Genomic DNA, 17,105 nt, shown 5'->3' with positions numbered 1-17,105 from the left:
AAGGCACCGACGGCGACCGAAACCTCGGCAGCGCCCGCTGAACCACCCGACCACGGCCGGGCACCACGCCCGGTGCCCGGCCCCGCCCGACGGCCAGGCAGCACGGCAACACGCCGGACGGTTCCGGTGCGAAGCCGTGGCCCCCGCCCATGCGACAGTTGCGCTCGTTCGTGAGGGCCGTGAGGCCACGAAGCCACGAAGCCGTGCAGCCGCGAGGGCCGAGAGCGCCGGCCTCGGCCGCAGCCGTCCCGCGCATGAGGGAGAGCGATCGTGCCCGTCGTCCGGACCGCCGTCCTGCTCGCCGCGTTTCCGGCCGGACGGCCGATCAACGTGCCGGGTGACGCCCCTTGGTACGTCTCCTACCTCTTCAGCCCGCCGCACGGGCAGGCGGCGTACTGGCTCAAGCAGAGGATCCCGGACGGGCCGATCGCCCCGCCCGGCCAGGCGCCGCCCTGGGCCGCCGGGCCGTTCACGTCCACGTCCATGCCCACGTCCATGCCCACATCCATGCCCGATCCGGCCGGCCCGCAGCCACCCGACCCCGACGCTCCCGGCGACCCCGACAGCCCCGAGCCGCAGGACTGACCCGGCTCCTCCCGGCCCCCGGCCGGGGGTCACAGGCGGGCGTGGGTGCCGATGTCGGTGTGGAAGTCCTCGATCATGGCGGCCGTGACCGTCGGGCGGCTGGCGCCGATCGCGGCGAGGTGGTCGGCGGTGGTCGCCCCCGGGAGGGCGTCGTCACGCTCGAAGGCGGTCTGGGCCGCCAGGCGTGCGGCGTGTTCGATGTCGGCGGGAGAGAAGCGCTCGCTCGCGGCCACCAGGGCGGGGATGTCCACGTCGAGGCGGTCGGTGTCCAGGGCGTGGCGCGACCAGATCGCGGCGCGGGCGTCCGGGTCCGGGGTGCCGATCGGGATGACGTAGTCGAACCGGCCGGTGCGCAGGAACGCCGGGTCGAGCGAGCGCACGGAGTTGGTCGCGCAGACCAGCAGCCGGCCGTCCCGCTCGCGGAAGCCGGGGATCAGCTTGAGCAGTTCGTTGGTCACCCCGTGCATCGCGCCGGCCGAACCGGCCCCGCCGCGTACGGGGGCGATCTCCTCCACCTCGTCGATGAAGACCAGCACCCGCTCCAGCTCGCCGATCCGGGCGAACGCGCTGCGCAGCGCGGCGGCGAGGTTGCCCTCGTCGGCGAGGCGGGAGGGCAGCAGCTCGACGAACGGCCAGCCGAGGCGGGAGGCGATGGCGCGGGCGAAGGTCGTCTTGCCGGTGCCGGGCGGCCCGAAGAGGGTGATCGCGCGCGGTGGCCGGACGCCGTGCCGGGCCGCGCGCTCGGGCTGTGCGAGCGGCAGGACGACCCGCCGCTCGATCAGCTCCTTCTCGGCGGTCATCCCGGCCACCCGGTCCCACAGGTCCCCGCTCAGCACGCGCCCGCCGAGTTCGTCCAGGGTGCCGGCAGCCGGCCCCGCGGCGGGCTCGGTCTTCTCGAAGTACGCGGCGGCGGGCCGCCGTTCGTACCCGGCGTTGCGCAGCCCCTCGCCGAGCAGTTCCTCCTCCGGCAGCACGTAGGCGATCCGCCGCACACGGGCCTCGACCAGCCGGCGCTCCAGTTCCCGCAGCAGCGCGCTGGCCAGGCCGCGCCCGCGCCAGGCCGGGGCGATCGCCACGCGCATCACCCAGGCCCGCTCGCCCGCCGCCGCGACCTGCGCGAGCGCCGCCCCGATCGGCGCGCCGTCGTGCACCGCGACGACCGCGGGCTGGCGCGCGGTGAGCGCGGCGATGCACTCGGCGAGCGAGAACACGGACTCCTGCCCGAGCCCGGCGGTGCTGTCGATCAGATGGACGACGGCGGCCAGGTCGTCCTCGCGGTAGTCGTGGATCAGCCAGTTCACGTGGATCGCTCCTGAGGTCGCCGGTCGTGCGGATGGCGGTGAACCTAGGCGCGCCGGGGCGGGCCCGGCACGCGCCGTTCAGGACAACGGGGCGTGGACGAACCGTACGCGACAGCGACTTGCCCCCGAACGCGGCGGACCTCGCCCCCGAGCGGGGCCCTATCAGCCCGGCGAGTGGAACAGCGTGCGCAGCGCCAGGTCGGCCACTTCGCGCAGTTGCTCGCGGGTGCAGCCGCTCGCCGCCTGCACGGCGATGCCGTCGGTGACGGTGTACACCAGCTGTGCGAGGACGCGCGGATCGGTGCCGACCGGCAGGTCGGCTGCCTGCTCGAAGCGGCGGCGGAGCGCGGCCTCGCCGGCCATCCGACGGGCGATCACTTCCCGGCGGATCGGTTCGGAGTCCGGCCCGCAGGCGTGCACGCTGTTGACGCTCAGGCACCCGCGTGGGCTCTGCGGCCCGGTGGTCAGTTCGACGGCCCCGAGGATCAGGTGCTCGACGACGCCCTGGGCGGTCGGCGCCTCCAGGGCCTCACTGGCGAAGGCTCCCGGGCTGGTGAAGTAGCGGTCGAGCACCTTGTGGAACAGCTGCTCCTTGTTGCCGAAGGCCGCGTACAGACTGGGCCTGTTGATCTCCATGGCCGCGGTCAGGTCGGCGAGGGACGTCCCCTCGTAGCCCTGCCGCCAGAAGACCTCCAGCGCCCGGTCGAGCGCGGCCTCGGCATCGAAGGCGCGCGGGCGACCGCCTGGCATGCCGTACCTCCTCAAGTTTTTTACCTGTCGGTACATTACCCCTTGAACTCCGCCTCCCGCCCGCTCTAGTTTTGTATCGATCGGTACGAAACGAGGGAGGACACATGATCAAGGTCGGGGTCGTCGGAGCAAGCGGCTGGGCCGATGCGTCACACCTGCCCGCACTCGCCGGACTCGCCGGGTTCGAGGTGACCGCCGTCGCGACGACCCGCCAAGCCACGGCCGACCGCGCGGCGGCCGCCCACGGCGTACCACTCGCCTTCGCCGACGCCGCGGCGCTCGCCGCCCACCCCGACGTGGACCTCGTCGTGGTGTCGGTCAAGGCCTCCGGCCACGCCGCGGTGATCAGGGCCGCGCTGGCGGCGGGCAAGCACGTGCTCTCCGAGTGGCCGCTGGGCGTCGACGCCGCCGAAGCGGACGACCTCGCCCGGGCGGCCGCCGACGCCGGCGTCGTCCACGCCGTCAACCTGCAGGGATACCAGTCCCCCGACGCCCGCCACGTGGCCGACCTGGTCGCCGCAGGCAGGATCGGCCGGCTCGAATCGGCCGTACTGATCGCCTCGGGCGCCCCGTTGGGCGGCGCCCGCATCGCACCGGACCTGGCGTGGACCACCGACCCGGCCGCGGGCACCTCGCTCCTGACCATCATGGCCGGCCACTTCCTGGCCGCACTGGACCGCATGGCGGGCCGGCTGGTCGAGGTCTCCGCGAGGCTGCCCCGCCCGCACGACCGCGTCGAAGTCGAGGGCACGGGGCGGACGGTGCCCAACGGGGTGCCCGCGCAGGTGCTGGTCCACGGCATCCTGGAGAACGGCGCCACGGCGTCCGTCGCGGTACACGGAGGCAGCGGGAGCCCGGACGGCTTCCTCGTCAAACTCGTCGGCTCCGAGGGCACGTTGACGGCGACTCCCACCCGGCCCGGCACGTACATGCACTGGACCGACTGGGACATCCGGATCGACGGCGCGCAGGTCGAGGTGCCCGCCGACCACCGGACCGTCCCCTTCGACCCCGCCGCCGGTCCGGTCGCCAACGTCGCGGCCGTCTACGAGGAGATCGCCCGGTCGATCGCCGAAGGACGCCCACCCCGCCCCGACTTCCACACGGCCGCCGCCCACCACCGGGTACTCGCAGCCATCGAACGCGCCGCCGCGACCGGCGCCACGGAACAGGTCCGCTGACGGCCCCGACCACCGGCAGCGCCGTTCGTCGGCGGCCGGTCCCGTAGTGGGCGGAGGTGCCGGGCCCGGCGTCCGACGGTGTGTCAGTGCCGGGTGCGAGGATGCCGGTCATGAGTGACCACGCCGGTCGGCACCCGCGCGCCGCCATCGCCGAGTACTGGGACGCCGCCGCGGCGGGATTCGACGAGGAGCCCGATCACGGGCTGAGGGCCGGGCACACGCGGTCCGCGTGGGCGCGGCTGCTGCGGACGTGGGTGCCGTCGGGCCCGCTCGACGTCCTCGACGTCGGGTGCGGAACCGGTTCGCTGTCCCTCCTCCTGGCGGAGGCCGGGCACCGGGTGACCGGCGTGGACCTGTCTCCGCGGATGGTCGAGCAGGCCGGGAGGAAGCTGTCCGGTGCCGGCCTGTCCGGCCGTTTCCTGGTGGGTGACGCGGCTGCGCCGCCGACCGGCGGTGAGGCCTTCGACGTCGTGCTGTCGCGCCATCTGGTGTGGACGCTGCCCGACCCCGAGGCCGCGCTGCGGGAGTGGGTGCACCGGCTGCGGCCCGGCGGCCGGCTGGTGCTGGTCGAGGGCCGGTGGCGCGAATCCGGGCAAGCCGGCGTGCCGTACGCGGCCGGGGCGGAACTCCTGCCGTGGAACGGCGGGGTGGCCGCGGAGCACCTGGCGTCCGTGGTACGTCCGCTGGTCGCCGAGCTGCGGATCGAGCCGCTCAGCGGGAACGCGGACCTGTGGGGCGGTCCGGTGGACGACGAGCGCTACGCCGTGATCGCCCGGATCTGAGCCCTGCCGGAGGCCCGGGTGCGGTGCGCCCGCCATCGGCCCGACCCCGAACGGTCGGTGCGCCCGGCCGCCCCACACCGCACCGGTGCGCGATGCGGTGCCGCGGCCGGGTGGATCCCGTAGGGTCGGCGGATGGCGAAGTACTTCGACGTGCACCCGCAGACCCCCCAGGCCCGCACCATCAGCACCGTGGCCGACAGCCTCCGCTCCGGGGCCCTCATCGCGTACCCGACCGACTCCTGTTTCGCCCTGGGCTGCCAGATGGGCAACCACGAGGGCATCGAACGGATCCGGACGATCCGGCGGCTCGACGACCGTCACCACTTCACCCTGATGTGCGAGAACTTCGCGCAGCTGGGGCAGTTCGTCCAGATCGACAACAACGTCTTCCGCGCCGTCAAGGCGGCGACGCCGGGCAACTACACCTTCATCCTCCCCGCCACCAAGGAGGTGCCGCGCCGTCTGCTGCACCCGAAGAAGAAGACGGTCGGCGTCCGGATCCCCGACCACGTCGTCACCCGGGCCCTGCTCGCCGAACTCGGCGAGCCGCTCGTCTCCAGCACCCTGACCCTCCCCGGCGAGGACGAGCCGATGACCCAGGGCTGGGAGATCAAGGAGCGGCTGGACCACGTTCTGGACGCCGTGGTCGACTCCGGCGACTGCGGGACGGAGCCGACGACGGTCGTCGACTTCTCCGGCGGTACGGCCGAGATCGTCCGCATCGGCGCCGGCGACCCGACGCGCTTCGAGTGACCGACACGGGCGCCCTGCCCTCCGTCGTCCCCGCCGACCACCGGCCGCCGGAGACGGCGGCCGTCGGGGACGGCCGGCGGCCAGCCGTTGCAGGGCCTCCCGCAGCTCGCCTTCCCGGGCCGTCTCCGTTCCGAACATCACCGCGTCGCCGGGCGCCGGGGGTCGTGTCCCTCCCAGCGGTCCGTGCCGGCCCGACGGGCCGCGTGCAGCAATCACCCCATCACCATAGGTGACGGTTCGTCGTGATCGCGGAAAGCTAGAGGACCCGGGAGCGTAGCCTGCTCCCGGGCCCCTGTGTGCCGCCCAATTGTTCACACCGGCACGTTTAAGGGTCGCGGATCAGATTGAAACCGACGTGTTCTGCCTTTGAACTACCGTGCCACGGAGCGGCACAGACGGGACTTGAACCCGCATTCGTCGATATTCGTCCGCACCCGGTCGATCCGGTGTTCGGCGGCGAATGCTGAGACTGGAGCGAGAGTCTGAGATTCAGGGGGCCTGCCTCTGCCGCTTGGGCTACCCCGGCCTGTGGCGCCGGGGGAAGGATTCGAACCTCCACTGTGACCCCTGGGTCAGCTTCAACATCAGTGTCAGCTTTTCGCGCCGTGCGACGCACCCGTCCGACTCCGCGGACGAGGTGACGTACCCGGCGCACCCGCCCGGCTCCCCGGGCGGGCGATCATGGGGCTACCGGAACAGGTAGCCGAAGACGGCGTCGCCCACCCGCTGATCGGTGACCTCGACGGCGTTGGCCTCCTCGCGGGCGAACTTGACCGCCTGCTGGAGCTTCTCGACCCGCTCGGCGAGCTCGTTCACCCGGCGGGCCGGCAGCGCACCGGAGAACTTGACCGTGGTCCAGTAGCCGACCGCGATGTCCTCGTAGTAGACCTCGACCTGGGCCGGGTGCTTCTCGGTGGCCTCGGCCTTGACGTGGTTGCGCGGCACCTTCTTGGTCCGGATGGTGCGCACCGGCTCCGTCTTCCAGGAGTCGGTGGACGGGTCCAGGTTCCAGGACTCGGAGGCGTCCAGCACCGGGAGCTTCTTCACGAAGGTGAACAGGTCGGTGAGCTGCTTCTCCAGGAAGAGCAGGTACGGCACCGGCACCCGGGCGAGGAGCACCTGGCCGTCCACCACGACGTCCGCACTGGCCCCGATGTTGGCCCAGTCCTTGGTGGCCGTCACGTCGAACAGCCGGGTGAGGGTCTGCGCGGTGGAGCGCAGGATGTCCTCGGCCTTCAGCTGCACCCGGGTCGACTCCGGCGGCAGCTGCTCGCCCTCCTCGTCCTTGGGCTGGTAGGTCCGGGAGATGCCGGCCAGCAGCGCGGGCTTCTGCAGGTCCTGGTGGGCCTGCGTCAGCTCCTGGAAGGACTTGGACTTGACGCCCTTTTCAACGGCGATGATCTGGTTCAGCTTTGCCACGTCGGGGACGCTACCAGTCTCCAACTGATCGGTGACACCCAATTTTTCGATCGCTGTCCGACCTCTTGTGGATGGGATGCCAACCACCCGGGCGATTCCCGCCCCCAGTGCGGACGACGGCTCCGCACTGCTCCTCCCGGAATCGAAAACAAGCTGTTCGCCCCGGGCTCGCCCGGAACCTCCGGGGTTGAACGAACCGATCGAACAGGGGGAGGATCCAACGCCGTGACGGACACCTGGATGATCATCAAGTCCCTTGCCGAAAGCCTGAGTTCACTCTCGGACTACCCGCCCGAACAGGTGATGCTCGGACAGGCGCTGAAGCTCGCGGAGGAAAGCGGCGAAGTCGCCGAGGCCGTCATCGGCGTGCTCGGGATGAACCCCCGCAAGGGCCGTTCCCACACCCTGGAGCAGGTCCACGCCGAGGCCTGCGACGCGGCCGTGACCGCCCTGATCCTCATCGCCCGCACCGGCGCCGACCCCGAGGCCGTCTTCACCCGGCACCTCCGGTACCTCTCCGGGCGGCACCTCACCGGTGGCTGACCGGACCGGCTCCTCCCCGGCCGGTGGCGCCGGAGCCCGGATGGGGCTTCAGCGCGGCGACGGGCGGTGGCACGATGCGCAGCATGACCATTCTGGAAGAACGTTCGTGGCAGTGGCAGGGAGCCGGCGGACCGGCGGGGTGGGAGGCGGCGTGGACGCGGACGCGGGAGCTGCTCGTCCCCGTCGTGCCGGACAAGCGCTTCGCCTTCCAGAGCGACCCCCACCGCGGTGAGGTCGCCGACGGAGCGGCCGGGTTGGCGACCGCGTTCTACCTCCTCACCGACGGGTCCGGCGCAGCAGTGGCGGACGTACGGCGCGACCAGGTCGAGGAGTTGCTGCGACCGGGAGCCGGCGAGACGGACGGCGACGTCGTGCGCCGGTGGGAGGAACGCCTGCGGACGCTCGGCCACGAGCCGGAGACCGGCACCGACCCGGTGTGCGAGCGGTGGCGCGTCCTGCGAACCGACTTCGGCTGGGAGGACGACCTCACCGTCATCGGGGAGGTGCTGGTCCGGCAGGGGTACGGCCTCCTGGCGGGCCTCGGGTCCGTCCTCGCCGACCTCCGGGGGACCTTCTGACCCGACCACGGCACCCGACGCAGCCGGACGGGTCCCGCGGGTCACCTGACGGGTCCCGCGGGTCACCGGACGCCGGTCGGGTCAGTAGCGCTGGGCCTGGGCGACCCTGGAGACCAGCGCCTGGTCCCGGTCGATCGGGCTGAACGCGGTCGGGGTGGCCTTCGCGCCCGGGGCGAGGTCCGTGACGCCCAGGTAGGAGGTGTCCACGACCTTGCCGGTCTCGTCGAGGAACTCCACCTTGATCGCGTACGACGCCGTCGAGCTCGTGCTGTTCACCACCGTCACCAGCGCGGCGTTGAATCCCGCCGCCTGCGCCTTGGGCAGGCCGGTGAGCGTGACGTCCGACAGGGCGTTGCCCGTGCCCTGGGTCTTCGACAGCACCTCCTGCGCCTTGGCGCGGCCCGCGGCCACCTGGGCCGAGACCGACGCCTCGAACGAGGACGCCGCCGCCGACAGCGAGGACACGGCCTGGGAGGCGGCCGCCGCCGCCGAGGAGGCCGCCGCCGAGGCCGACTCCAGCAACGAGGACTTGGCCGAGGCGATCGAGGAGGGGAGCTGGCCCGAGAAGGAGCTCGCGTTCGGCGAGAACGGGCGCGACGGCGAGCTGGTCGACGACGTACTCGACGAGCTGCAGCCGGCGGCCACCAGCACCGTGCAGCCCAGCACCACGGCGGCGACACCGACCCGCCGGCTCGTGCGGCCCGTGCGGCCCGTGCAGCCCTTGCGGTCCGTGCGGCCCGTGCGATTCGACGTGCTGCCCAGCCTTCCGCGGCCACGTGACATCTTGGTCTGCCTTCACCTCACGGCCGGACACCCAGCGGCCCGACCCTTCTCCGCACCACCCTCTGCCCCGTCGCACCGATCCGACCACCGGGCCTACTGCGATCAGGTTGCCGCCCGGCACTCCCGGTGACGTCCCCGGCCGCGTCGGCAAGGCGCCGGACGCCGGACGCCGGATGCCGCCCTGGCAGGACACGCACACCGCCACCCGCCCAGCCCCCGCCCTTGGTGACTCCTCCGACCGTCCCCTTCCCGCTGCCCCGCGCGGCCGGACGATCGGACGATTACCCGCGCCCCGCCCTCGCCCCTACGGTCGGGGGGTCACCCGCAGGTCGCTGTCGCCTGGTCGGGCCGGTTGCGGGAGGCGGGCGCCCGGACCGGCTCCGCAGAGGGGCGTGGACCGTGTCCGTGACCGGGAACTTCCGCATGGCGAAGCAGCTGACGGGCGGCCGGGTGCTGCTGTGGTCGCTGCTCGGCCGGCTGCCGACCGCGATGAGCCCGATCGGCACCCTGCTGCTGGTCAGCCGGAACACCGGCAGCGTGTGGTCCGGTTCGCTGGTCGCCGGGGCGCTGGCGGGCGGTCAGGCGATCGGCGGCCCGGTCGTCGGCCGGCTCGCGGACCGCCGGGGGCGCCTCGGCCATCTGCGGACTCTTCGGCACGACGGTGAAGCTCGGCAGCCGCACCTACGTCGAGTCCTGGGCTCCCCTTCGACCGCCGATCGCTGAAAGCCGCCGCAGTTCAGGCGATCGAGCGAAGCATGGAGTCGTAGCGCGGCCCGTCCGGGTACGGCTGCATGGTGCCCATCCAGGAATAGCCCCACCGCTCATAGAGCGCCCGCACCCGCGGGTGGTCCTCCTCGACCGAGAGGTGAGAGCGGTCCTCGATCCGATGCGACAACAGTTCCTCGTGCAGGGTCCGCGCGATGCCCGTACCGCGCCAGCCCTCACGAACCATCACCTCGCACAGCGCGAACGTCCGGGTGTCGGTCTCCTCCAGCAACTCGGCGGGCGCCGGGGTGATCAGCCCGCCCCACTGGTAGGCCGTGGTGCGGGCGAACCCGTAGGCGTAGCCGATCGCGCTGCCGTCGACCTCTCCGAGCGCGCAGCCCCAGCGCGATCCGGCGGCGTGCCGGCGGAGGCGTTCGGCGAACCGGCCGACCGAGAAGTACGGGTCTGCGTCAGCCTCCTGCGCGTACACCTCCGCGTAGACCTCGATCAGCCGCTCCTCGATGGCGGGGAGGTCGTCGGCAGTGTGGTAGCTGACGGTCAGGGGGGCGGCCACGGTGGTACTCCTCACGAGGTGGTGACGTCGTAGCGTTCCACGAACGCCTTCGTTGCCGGTAGGCGGAGGTCGGCCACGTGCTTGCGGAACTCTCCGAGGCGCGTGGCCCATCGGGGGCAGTTCACCGACGGACAGAGGCTGAGGGCCTGGTCTGCCGTGTCGACGGCCTTCTCCGGCTCGTTGGCGGCGAGGTAGCACTCAGCGAGATGCACGCTCTTCGCGAAGCGGTTGCGGCGGAAGGCGGGGTCCAGCAGGCGCATCCCCTGCTCCTCCTGGTCGGCCGCCTTGTCGGCCTGGCCCAGGTCCATGTGCGCCATGGCGGCGGCACCGAGCAGTTCGCCCGGGCCGACGAAGGCGAGCCACGCCGGGGCCGTCGTGCCGCTGGCCCTGTCAAGCGCGATCTCTGCCCGCGCGAGGGCGCTCGCGCACCGGGTGCTCTCCCCCGAGGCGGCGTAGCCGAGGGCGAGCCGACCGTGCAGGAGGGCGCTGAGCCGGTGGTCTCGGCCGTTGCGGGTGGCCTCCAGGGCAGCGCGGGCGATGGTGACGGTCTCGGTCGCCCGGCCGAGTTCCCAGCTCTGACGGGACATGTAGGCCCAGATCCCCGCTCCCGCCCCACCCCCGCTGGGGCGGTCCTCAGACCGCGCCCGTCCACCTCCTACGGCGCGCGGCTCGGCCGCCGGCTCCTCCCTTGGTCGGCGGGCAGGAGAAGCCACCGCGCCCCCTTTGACACCTCCATCGAGGACATGACGACCCGTACCGTCAGGAAGGACAGCACCATGACGTTGCTCGGCATGCCGACCGTCCCCTCGCAGCTCACCCCCACCGGCGCCAGGGGAAGGTCCAGCCGGTGGACCAGCCGGGCCAGGTAGGAGTCGCGGCTCTCGGCCTGCCGGTCCCACCGGCTGTCGGAGAGGACGCACTCGTACACGAGGTCGGCGGCGTCCGGGGTGCTCCGCACGAGGCGGGCGCCGAGGCCCCGGCCGCGCTGGAGCCGGCCCCTCGGCGTGGCCGGATCGGCGTACGTGAAGGCGTTCATCACGGGCAGCATCCCGCTCCCGGCGCGCGGCCATCAACCGGTTTCGGGCACCGTACGCCCGGACGCCGCCCCGTGTCCTCCCGGGCGGCGGCTGGCCCCGTCGGGTGATCCCAGGGCGCGGGTTCCGCGCCGGGCGGCCGAGGGCTCGCATAGTCGGGAGCGTTCATACCAGCCGATCGTGGGACGAGCCGATGATGCGCCTGAAAGGCCGAGAGATCCTCACCGCCGCCACCGCCCTGCTGCTCGCCCTCACCGGATGCGGGGCGCCGCAGGGACGGCAGGCCGTACCGTCGCCGCTGCGGGACCCGAGCGCCGCGGCCACGCCGACCCCGACCGGGCCGCGGGCGTTCACCCTGGTCGCGACGGGGGACGTCCTGCCGCACACCGAGATCATCCGGCAGGCCGAGGAGGACGCCGGCGGCGACGGGTACGACTTCAGCCGGATGTTCGCCGGCGTCAAACCGGTCATCGGGGCCGCCGACCTGGCCATCTGCCACATGGAGACGGTGTACGGCGCCGACGGCGGGCCCTTCACCGGCTACCCGTCGTTCAAGTCGCCCCCGCAGGTCGCCCGGGCGCTCAAGGACGCCGGCTACAGCTCCTGCGACACCGCCTCCAACCACACGCTCGACGACGGGCCGGCCGGCATCCGGCACACGCTCGACGCCATGGACGCCGTCGGCCTGAAGCACACCGGCTCCGCGCGCAGCGCCGACGAGGCGGGCCGCCCCGCGCTGCTCACGGCGGGCGGCGCCACGGTGGCCCAACTCGCCTACACCTACGGCACCAACGGCATCCCCCTGCCGAACGGGCAGCCCTGGGCGGTGAACCTCATCGACCGGGACCGGATCCTCGCCGACGCGAGGGCCGCCCGGGAGCAGGGTGCGGACATCGTCGTGGTCAGCCTCCACTGGGGCACCGAGTGGCAGGACACCCCGGACGAGCAGCAGCTGACACTCGCTCGCGACCTGGCCGCCGGGCAGAGCCCCGGCCTGCCCGACGTCGACCTGGTCCTCGGCACCCACGCCCACATCCCGCAGGCGTACGAGAAGATCAACGACACCTGGACGGTCTACGGCATGGGCGACCAGCTCGCCGGGCACATGTTCAACCACACCGGCGCCGAGGACCCGCGCGGCAACTGGAGCTCGATCGCCCGCTTCACCTTCTCCCCGCCGACCCGACCGGGGCAGCGATGGGCCGTCACCAAGGCCGAGTTCGTCCCGCAGCTGACCGACCTCGGCCCGCCCTACCGGATCCTCGACCTGGCCGAGGCCGTCCGCCACGACCCCGGGCGCAGCGACTACGCCCAGGCCCTGGAGCACATCCGGTCGGTCGTGCTGAGCCGCGGCGGCGCGTCGGCCGGACTGACCATGGCGTCCTGAGCAGAAACGCCGTCACCGTCGGACCGCCGCCGGAACCGCTGTCGGACCGCTGTCGGACCGCTGTCGGATCCGCCACCGGGGCAGGCCTACCCTGTTCCTGGACAGGGGGAGGACGGGGACGTGGAACTGACGGTGCGCGACAGGCGCCGGCTGGCTGTGGTCGGCCTGGTCGCGGCCTCGCCGGAGGCCCCCGCCGCCGGGCGGTCCCGGCTCGGCGGGGACGCGCTGCTGGAACCGGGCGTCCCGTGGCCGGCCCTGGAGGGCGTCCCGCTGTCGCTGCACGCCGTGCTCGACATCGATGCGCTCGCCGGCTGGTCGGGGACCAACTCCCCATCCGGCCGGGCCTGCTGAACTTCTTCCACCTCGATCCCGACGTGCCGTACGAGGAGTACAGCGCGCTGGACGCGTACAGTCCCGACGCGTGGCGGGTGATTCCCGCCGATCCCGCGCGGGCCGTCACCACGAGCGCCCCCGGGCCCGCCCGCCGCTACCCGGCACGGCCCGTCCACGCGGTCCGGGTGACCATGCTCCCGGACAGCTGGGACCTTGAGAACGACGACCTCCCGTACGACCGGGACCGGCACTGGGGCGCACCCTCGCTCGTCCTCGACCCGATGGACGACCTCGACGGGAACACCGCCGGCCGCCACTGCGCGTTCGGCTGGCCCGACACCTCGTACACGTCCACGGTGACCGCCCGCGACGGCGACGGCCCTGCCGTCCACCTGCTCAAGCTCGCCGAGGACGCCGACCTCGGATGGGGCTGGGGCGACGCCGGGACGATGTACTTCACCATCCCCGCCGGGGCGTTCGCCGCGGGAGACTTCGGCAGGGCCGAGGTGGCCGGCCACTGCTGCTGAGCGGACGTCCGCGGCGGCCGGCCGAGCGGCGCGCGTGCCCGGCCGAGCCGCGCGTGCCCGACCGGGTGACCATCCGCAACGGACCCCGCACCCGGCTCGTTCACCCCTCGTGCCCGCCGGAACCGCCCCCGCGGGCGCACCGCAGGCAGAAGAAGGGGAAGGGCTCGCATGCACCAGGCCGTCACCAGGGCCGCGGCACTCGCCACCGCGGCCGCCGCCGTCCTGCTCGCCACCGCCGCACCGGCCGTCGCCGCGGGCCGGCGCAGCAGCGACGCCTGCACCCACAACTGGTCCGGCCCGCAGGTGTGCATCGCCGTCGACGGACACGACGACTGGGCACGGCACCTGACGGTCACCTGGACCAACCCGGGCAGGGCGAGGCAGTCCACCGCGGTCCTCCACGAGGGCGACCACCAGGTCGAGGTCCACGAGCGGATGACCGGCACCGCCCGCGACGGGAGGATCACCGCGGAGTGGACCGACATCGAGGTCGCCTGGGGACGGCTGTGCGGCTCCTTCACGGACACGCCGAACGTGTGGGCCTGCGTCGACATCCACAGCGGCGGCCCGTACTCCTCCTGACCCTCCCGGCGCCGGCCGACCCCGCGGGCGCCGGCGCCGGCCCGTTCGGCCGGGCCGGCCGGCGCCCGCGGGTCCGCTCAGCCGGAGTGCAGGACGCGGAAGCGGTCGGGTGCCGCCGGATCCCGGTCGACGACCTGGACCGGCGGCCACGCCCACTGCCAGACGTCGACTCCCGGCGTGCGGGAGAACCGGATCCGCCCGCGGGTGCCCTCGACGCTGACCTGCGGCCACGCTTCGGCGATCCGCGCCCGGTCCGTGCCGTGCGAACGCAGCACCTCGGCGAGGACGGTGACCGTGTCGTAGCCCTCGAAGGCGACGAAGGACGGCGCTTCGCCCAACCGCTCGCGAAGGGCCGCCTCCACGCGCGTGCCCAGCGGGCCGAGCTGCTCGGGCAGGTAGCGCAGGAACGGGATCGCCGCGCCGTCGTCGCCCAGCAGCGCCGCCCATTCGGCGAACTCCGGCTGCCCGGCCGGAGCACCGACCAGGACCCCGGCGAGGCGCCGGTCGCGGCGGACGGACCTGACGATCGGCACGGCCGGATCCGGCCGACCGACCAGGAGGAGCAGGGCCGTCGCCCCGTGCCGGACGAGTTCCGCGCACACGGCCTCGGGCGCGAGCGCGACCGCGTCGAGTTCGACGACGGCGCCGCCCTGCGCGGCGACGTGCTCCCGCAGGATGCGGGTCCCGGCCGCCCAGTAGACGCTCGGCTGCACGGCCACGGCGATCCGCCGGTGGCCCGCGCCGAGGAGGAAGTCCGCGTAGGTGCGCCAGCCGTGCGACTGCGCCGGGCACAGCCGCGCGACCCACGGCGTCGGCTGCTCGACGAGCGCGTCGAGCACCGCCGACGAGCAGAGGTACGGCAGGCCGAAGGCGTCCGCCCTGGCGGCGACGGCGCGGGCGACGACGCTGTGGTACTCCCCCGCCAGGGCGGCCACGCCGAGGCCGGCCAGTTCCTCCACCGCCGCCTCGGCCCGCTGCGGATCGGCCGCGGTGTCCCGGACCAGCAGTTCGAGCGGCCTACCGGCGATCCCGCCGCCGTCGTTGACCTCGCGGACGGCGGTTTCGAGCCCGGCCAGCACGTGCCGCCCGGCCTCGACCCAGCCGGGCCGGGTCAGCGGCACGAGCGCGCCGATCCGCACCGGTGATCCGTCAGGGTGCGGCGCTCCGGACGACGATGGTGAGGTACTCATGCGTGGGCGTCTCCCGCCTGACGGTTCGGTCGCAGGCAGCGCGGGCGACGTCGGCGGAGCGGCGAGTCCCGGTCGTCCGCGTCCGCCCGGCCCCGCCGCGCTCCTCACCTCCGCGGCGCGCGCACCTGCGGGATCATGCCGGACATTGCATCCACCGCCACCGGCGCCGGGCAAGCGAATTACGGCGGCCGGCCGGGCCCGTGGCACCTGCGCCGTCCGAGTCCGTCCCGGCCCCGCGGGTCACCTGGCCGCCGGATGGGCCGGCCGGGCGTCACACGCACGGCCGGTACCCGCTGGGTGGGAACGGCGTCGGACCGGATCCTGGTGGCATGCCCCTCCCCCTGTACGGCGTGGCCGCCGGCACCTTCCACTCGTTCACCCGGGACCCGTCCCACCACTTCGGGCACTGGTACCACGGCCACCTCACCCTCGCCACGCCCGACGGCCTCTGCCCCACCGCCCTCGACGTCGACGCCCCGACCGACGTCGGGGTCTCCTACCGGCTGGTGGACGACCTGACGGTGGACCGCATCGCCGCCGTCCGGGCCCTGGCCGACGGGTTCCACCCGCTGGCCTCCACTCCGGACTCCGGCGCGCTCGACTACGCGCGCAGCCCGATACTCCAGGACACCGCGTGGCTCGCCGAGGCGGCGGCGCTGTTCCGCAAGGCCCGGATCGCCCTGAACCGCCCCGCGCCCGGCTCCCCCGCGTACGGGCCGGACCTCGCCGACCGGCTGGCCGCCGGCCTCCCGGTCCGCGCCTTCCCGTGGGTGAGCAGCAACGGCGACAACGCGCTGGACGTCCTGCTCCCGCACGTCCGGGCCGCGAGCCGGATCTACGTCTTCGGGCAGCGCTTCGACGACGGGCTCGGAGTCCACGACGTCCACCTCAACCAGGGCGACCCGGTCGGCAGCCCCTGGTACCAGGACAACGGGACCTGGCAGGACGGCGCCGTGGTGTGCGAGCACACCGACGGGTGGGTGGTCGCCTGGCAGGTCAGGTTCAACACCCAGGTCCTCACCACGGACGACGCCGGCCACCCCCGCTGACGCCCCCGGCGGAGCGCCTCCGGCGGACAGCAGCCCGGCCGACGCCGAGTCCGCAGACCGGGCGCGCGATCGGGACTCCGGTCGGCCGAGCTCGTCTCCCGTCCGCGGGTTCACGCGGCCCGGTCGGCAGCCCTCCCGGCCGGGCGGAGGTCGCCCGACAGGTGCCGCTCGGCGGCGTGCCAGGCCGCGGTGACGGCATGGTGGGCGGCGGCCGTCGCCTGGGCGACGTCGCCCTCCAGGTGGAGCGGGGCAGCGAGGTGGACGTGCAGGGCCGGGCGCCGCAGTGGCGCGGTGGCGAAGCCGGCGAGCTGCTTGGCGGCGCTGCCGGAGCTCAGGCGGCGGGCGCCGCACTGGCCGAGCGGCACCACCGGGGCGCCGCTCGCCGCCGCGAGCCGGGCCAGACCGGTACGGAAGGCACCGGGCTGCGCGTCACCGGAGTCCTGGCGCTTCGGCAGGCCGCCCTCGCCGTAGATCAGCACGACCCGGCCGGCCGCGAGCGCCGCCGCGGCGGAGTCGAGGGCGGCGGCGGCCCTGGCCGTCCCGCGGTGGACGGGGATGTGACCGCCTGCCCGCAGCACCCCGCCGAGCACGGGCACCCGCCACAGCCCGGCGGTCGCCATCACCACCGGCTCGGTGCCCAGCCTGCGCAGGGCCGCCAGCACCACGCCCGGATCGGCGAGCGAGCTGTGGTTGGCGGCGACGATGCTGCCCGGCGCGACCGGACCGGCCACCTCACAGGTGACGGACAGACGACCGAGGACGGGCACCAGGGCACCGGCGATCCTGCTGAGCATGGCGGGGCTTCCTTCCTGGCCTTCGCGGCCTGCATGGTCTCATGGCCTTCGCGGCCTGCCTCGCCCTCCGTAGCGCGGCACCGCCATCCTCCCCGGGCACCGCCACCGGCCGCCTGAGTAGCGGTACTCAGAACGGGACCGGGTGGGAACCGGGTACCGACTCTCGCCGACGGGTGAAAACTGACCGCTGAACGGCGGACCAACGGTGACCCACCTCGCGATCGTCTGATCATCCTGATCTTCATTGAGGGTCAG

At 73.7% G+C, this 17,105-nt stretch carries 21 protein-coding genes; 12 read left to right on the top strand and 9 right to left on the bottom strand.

What is annotated here, in order from left to right:
- Nucleotides 1-270: 270 nt before the first annotated feature.
- Nucleotides 271-585: a hypothetical protein gene (locus ACIGG8_RS41930; RefSeq protein ID WP_396553837.1), complete on the top strand. Its 315-nt coding sequence runs from the start codon at nt 271-273 to the stop codon at nt 583-585.
- 29 nt (nt 586-614) lie between these two features.
- On the opposite strand, the gene ACIGG8_RS41925 is transcribed toward ACIGG8_RS41930, so the two are convergent.
- Both ACIGG8_RS41925 and ACIGG8_RS41920 read right to left on the bottom strand, forming a co-directional pair.
- Nucleotides 615-1,886 (bottom strand): ATP-binding protein, encoded by a 1,272-nt coding sequence (locus ACIGG8_RS41925; RefSeq protein WP_396553836.1) that lies wholly within the window; start codon nt 1,884-1,886, stop codon nt 615-617.
- A 162-nt stretch (nt 1,887-2,048) separates the two neighbouring features.
- A complete protein-coding gene (locus ACIGG8_RS41920; RefSeq protein ID WP_396553835.1) occupies nt 2,049-2,636 on the bottom strand; it encodes a TetR/AcrR family transcriptional regulator in 588 nt (195 codons plus the stop codon).
- 104 nt (nt 2,637-2,740) lie between these two features.
- Here ACIGG8_RS41920 and ACIGG8_RS41915 point away from each other — a divergent pair, with 104 nt between their 5' ends.
- The 3 genes from ACIGG8_RS41915 (at nt 2,741) to ACIGG8_RS41905 (ending at nt 5,352) form a co-directional block, all read left to right on the top strand.
- Nucleotides 2,741-3,817 carry a Gfo/Idh/MocA family protein gene (locus ACIGG8_RS41915; RefSeq protein ID WP_396553834.1) on the top strand — a complete coding sequence of 359 codons (1,077 nt, stop codon included), beginning with the start codon at nt 2,741-2,743 and terminating at the stop codon, nt 3,815-3,817.
- 110 nt (nt 3,818-3,927) lie between these two features.
- On the top strand, nt 3,928-4,599 hold the full coding sequence (locus ACIGG8_RS41910) for a class I SAM-dependent methyltransferase (RefSeq protein WP_396553833.1): 672 nt from the start codon (nt 3,928-3,930) through the stop codon (nt 4,597-4,599).
- A gap of 132 nt (nt 4,600-4,731) precedes the next feature.
- Nucleotides 4,732-5,352, top strand: a complete 621-nt coding sequence (locus tag ACIGG8_RS41905) for an L-threonylcarbamoyladenylate synthase (protein ID WP_350520462.1) — start codon at nt 4,732-4,734, stop codon at nt 5,350-5,352.
- Between the two features lie 687 nt (nt 5,353-6,039).
- Here ACIGG8_RS41905 and ACIGG8_RS41900 read toward each other — a convergent pair.
- Nucleotides 6,040-6,771, bottom strand: a complete 732-nt coding sequence (locus ACIGG8_RS41900) for a hypothetical protein (protein ID WP_350520460.1) — start codon at nt 6,769-6,771, stop codon at nt 6,040-6,042.
- Between the two features lie 225 nt (nt 6,772-6,996).
- On the opposite strand from ACIGG8_RS41900, the gene ACIGG8_RS41895 reads away from it, so the two are divergent.
- Nucleotides 6,997-7,314 carry a MazG-like family protein gene (locus ACIGG8_RS41895; protein ID WP_396553832.1) on the top strand — a complete coding sequence of 106 codons (318 nt, stop codon included), beginning with the start codon at nt 6,997-6,999 and terminating at the stop codon, nt 7,312-7,314.
- 83 nt (nt 7,315-7,397) lie between these two features.
- A complete protein-coding gene (locus ACIGG8_RS41890) occupies nt 7,398-7,892 on the top strand; it encodes a hypothetical protein (protein WP_396553831.1) in 495 nt (164 codons plus the stop codon).
- 81 nt (nt 7,893-7,973) lie between these two features.
- Here ACIGG8_RS41890 and ACIGG8_RS41885 read toward each other — a convergent pair whose 3' ends face one another.
- Nucleotides 7,974-8,561, bottom strand: coding sequence for a hypothetical protein (locus ACIGG8_RS41885; RefSeq protein WP_350520457.1), 588 nt, complete (start codon nt 8,559-8,561; stop codon nt 7,974-7,976).
- A 537-nt stretch (nt 8,562-9,098) separates the two neighbouring features.
- On the opposite strand from ACIGG8_RS41885, the gene ACIGG8_RS41880 reads away from it, so the two are divergent.
- Nucleotides 9,099-9,398 (top strand): hypothetical protein, encoded by a 300-nt coding sequence (locus tag ACIGG8_RS41880; protein ID WP_396553830.1) that lies wholly within the window; start codon nt 9,099-9,101, stop codon nt 9,396-9,398.
- A 13-nt stretch (nt 9,399-9,411) separates the two neighbouring features.
- Here the strand turns inward: ACIGG8_RS41880 and ACIGG8_RS41875 are convergent, their stop codons facing one another.
- The 3 genes from ACIGG8_RS41875 to ACIGG8_RS41865 all read right to left on the bottom strand — a co-directional run bounded on the left by ACIGG8_RS41875 (nt 9,412) and on the right by ACIGG8_RS41865 (nt 10,990).
- Nucleotides 9,412-9,954, bottom strand: coding sequence for a GNAT family N-acetyltransferase (locus ACIGG8_RS41875; RefSeq protein ID WP_396553829.1), 543 nt, complete (start codon nt 9,952-9,954; stop codon nt 9,412-9,414).
- An 11-nt stretch (nt 9,955-9,965) separates the two neighbouring features.
- The gene (locus ACIGG8_RS41870; protein WP_396553828.1) at nt 9,966-10,541 is read right to left on the bottom strand and encodes a hypothetical protein; all 576 of its coding nucleotides are present in this window, start codon (nt 10,539-10,541) and stop codon (nt 9,966-9,968) included.
- A 68-nt stretch (nt 10,542-10,609) separates the two neighbouring features.
- On the bottom strand, nt 10,610-10,990 hold the full coding sequence (locus tag ACIGG8_RS41865; protein ID WP_396553827.1) for a hypothetical protein: 381 nt from the start codon (nt 10,988-10,990) through the stop codon (nt 10,610-10,612).
- A 194-nt stretch (nt 10,991-11,184) separates the two neighbouring features.
- Between ACIGG8_RS41865 and ACIGG8_RS41860 the strand changes: the two genes are divergently transcribed.
- The 4 genes from ACIGG8_RS41860 to ACIGG8_RS41845 all read left to right on the top strand — a co-directional run bounded on the left by ACIGG8_RS41860 (nt 11,185) and on the right by ACIGG8_RS41845 (nt 13,817).
- Nucleotides 11,185-12,375, top strand: coding sequence for a CapA family protein (locus ACIGG8_RS41860; protein WP_396553838.1), 1,191 nt, complete (start codon nt 11,185-11,187; stop codon nt 12,373-12,375).
- A 120-nt stretch (nt 12,376-12,495) separates the two neighbouring features.
- Nucleotides 12,496-12,726, top strand: coding sequence for a hypothetical protein (locus ACIGG8_RS41855; RefSeq protein ID WP_396553826.1), 231 nt, complete (start codon nt 12,496-12,498; stop codon nt 12,724-12,726).
- A 23-nt stretch (nt 12,727-12,749) separates the two neighbouring features.
- Complete coding sequence (locus ACIGG8_RS41850; RefSeq protein WP_396553825.1) at nt 12,750-13,235, top strand: DUF1963 domain-containing protein; 486 nt, start codon at nt 12,750-12,752, stop codon at nt 13,233-13,235.
- Nucleotides 13,236-13,403: 168 nt separating this feature from the next.
- Nucleotides 13,404-13,817, top strand: coding sequence for a hypothetical protein (locus ACIGG8_RS41845; RefSeq protein WP_396553824.1), 414 nt, complete (start codon nt 13,404-13,406; stop codon nt 13,815-13,817).
- A gap of 77 nt (nt 13,818-13,894) precedes the next feature.
- Here the strand turns inward: ACIGG8_RS41845 and ACIGG8_RS41840 are convergent, their stop codons facing one another.
- Nucleotides 13,895-15,007 carry an ABC transporter substrate-binding protein gene (locus ACIGG8_RS41840; RefSeq protein ID WP_396553823.1) on the bottom strand — a complete coding sequence of 371 codons (1,113 nt, stop codon included), beginning with the start codon at nt 15,005-15,007 and terminating at the stop codon, nt 13,895-13,897.
- A gap of 329 nt (nt 15,008-15,336) precedes the next feature.
- On the opposite strand from ACIGG8_RS41840, the gene ACIGG8_RS41835 reads away from it, so the two are divergent.
- Complete coding sequence (locus tag ACIGG8_RS41835) at nt 15,337-16,056, top strand: DUF2278 family protein (RefSeq protein WP_396553822.1); 720 nt, start codon at nt 15,337-15,339, stop codon at nt 16,054-16,056.
- Nucleotides 16,057-16,166: 110 nt separating this feature from the next.
- Here the strand turns inward: ACIGG8_RS41835 and ACIGG8_RS41830 are convergent, their stop codons facing one another.
- Nucleotides 16,167-16,850, bottom strand: a complete 684-nt coding sequence (locus tag ACIGG8_RS41830; protein ID WP_396553821.1) for a lysophospholipid acyltransferase family protein — start codon at nt 16,848-16,850, stop codon at nt 16,167-16,169.
- Nucleotides 16,851-17,105: the final 255 nt, after the last annotated feature.

It is taken from the genome of Kitasatospora sp. NPDC085464 (genome assembly GCF_044541955.1).
Classification (GTDB): domain Bacteria; phylum Actinomycetota; class Actinomycetes; order Streptomycetales; family Streptomycetaceae; genus Kitasatospora.
The sequence above is the reverse complement of the archived record's forward strand: the minus strand, read 5'-3'. Positions and strand labels throughout refer to the sequence as shown.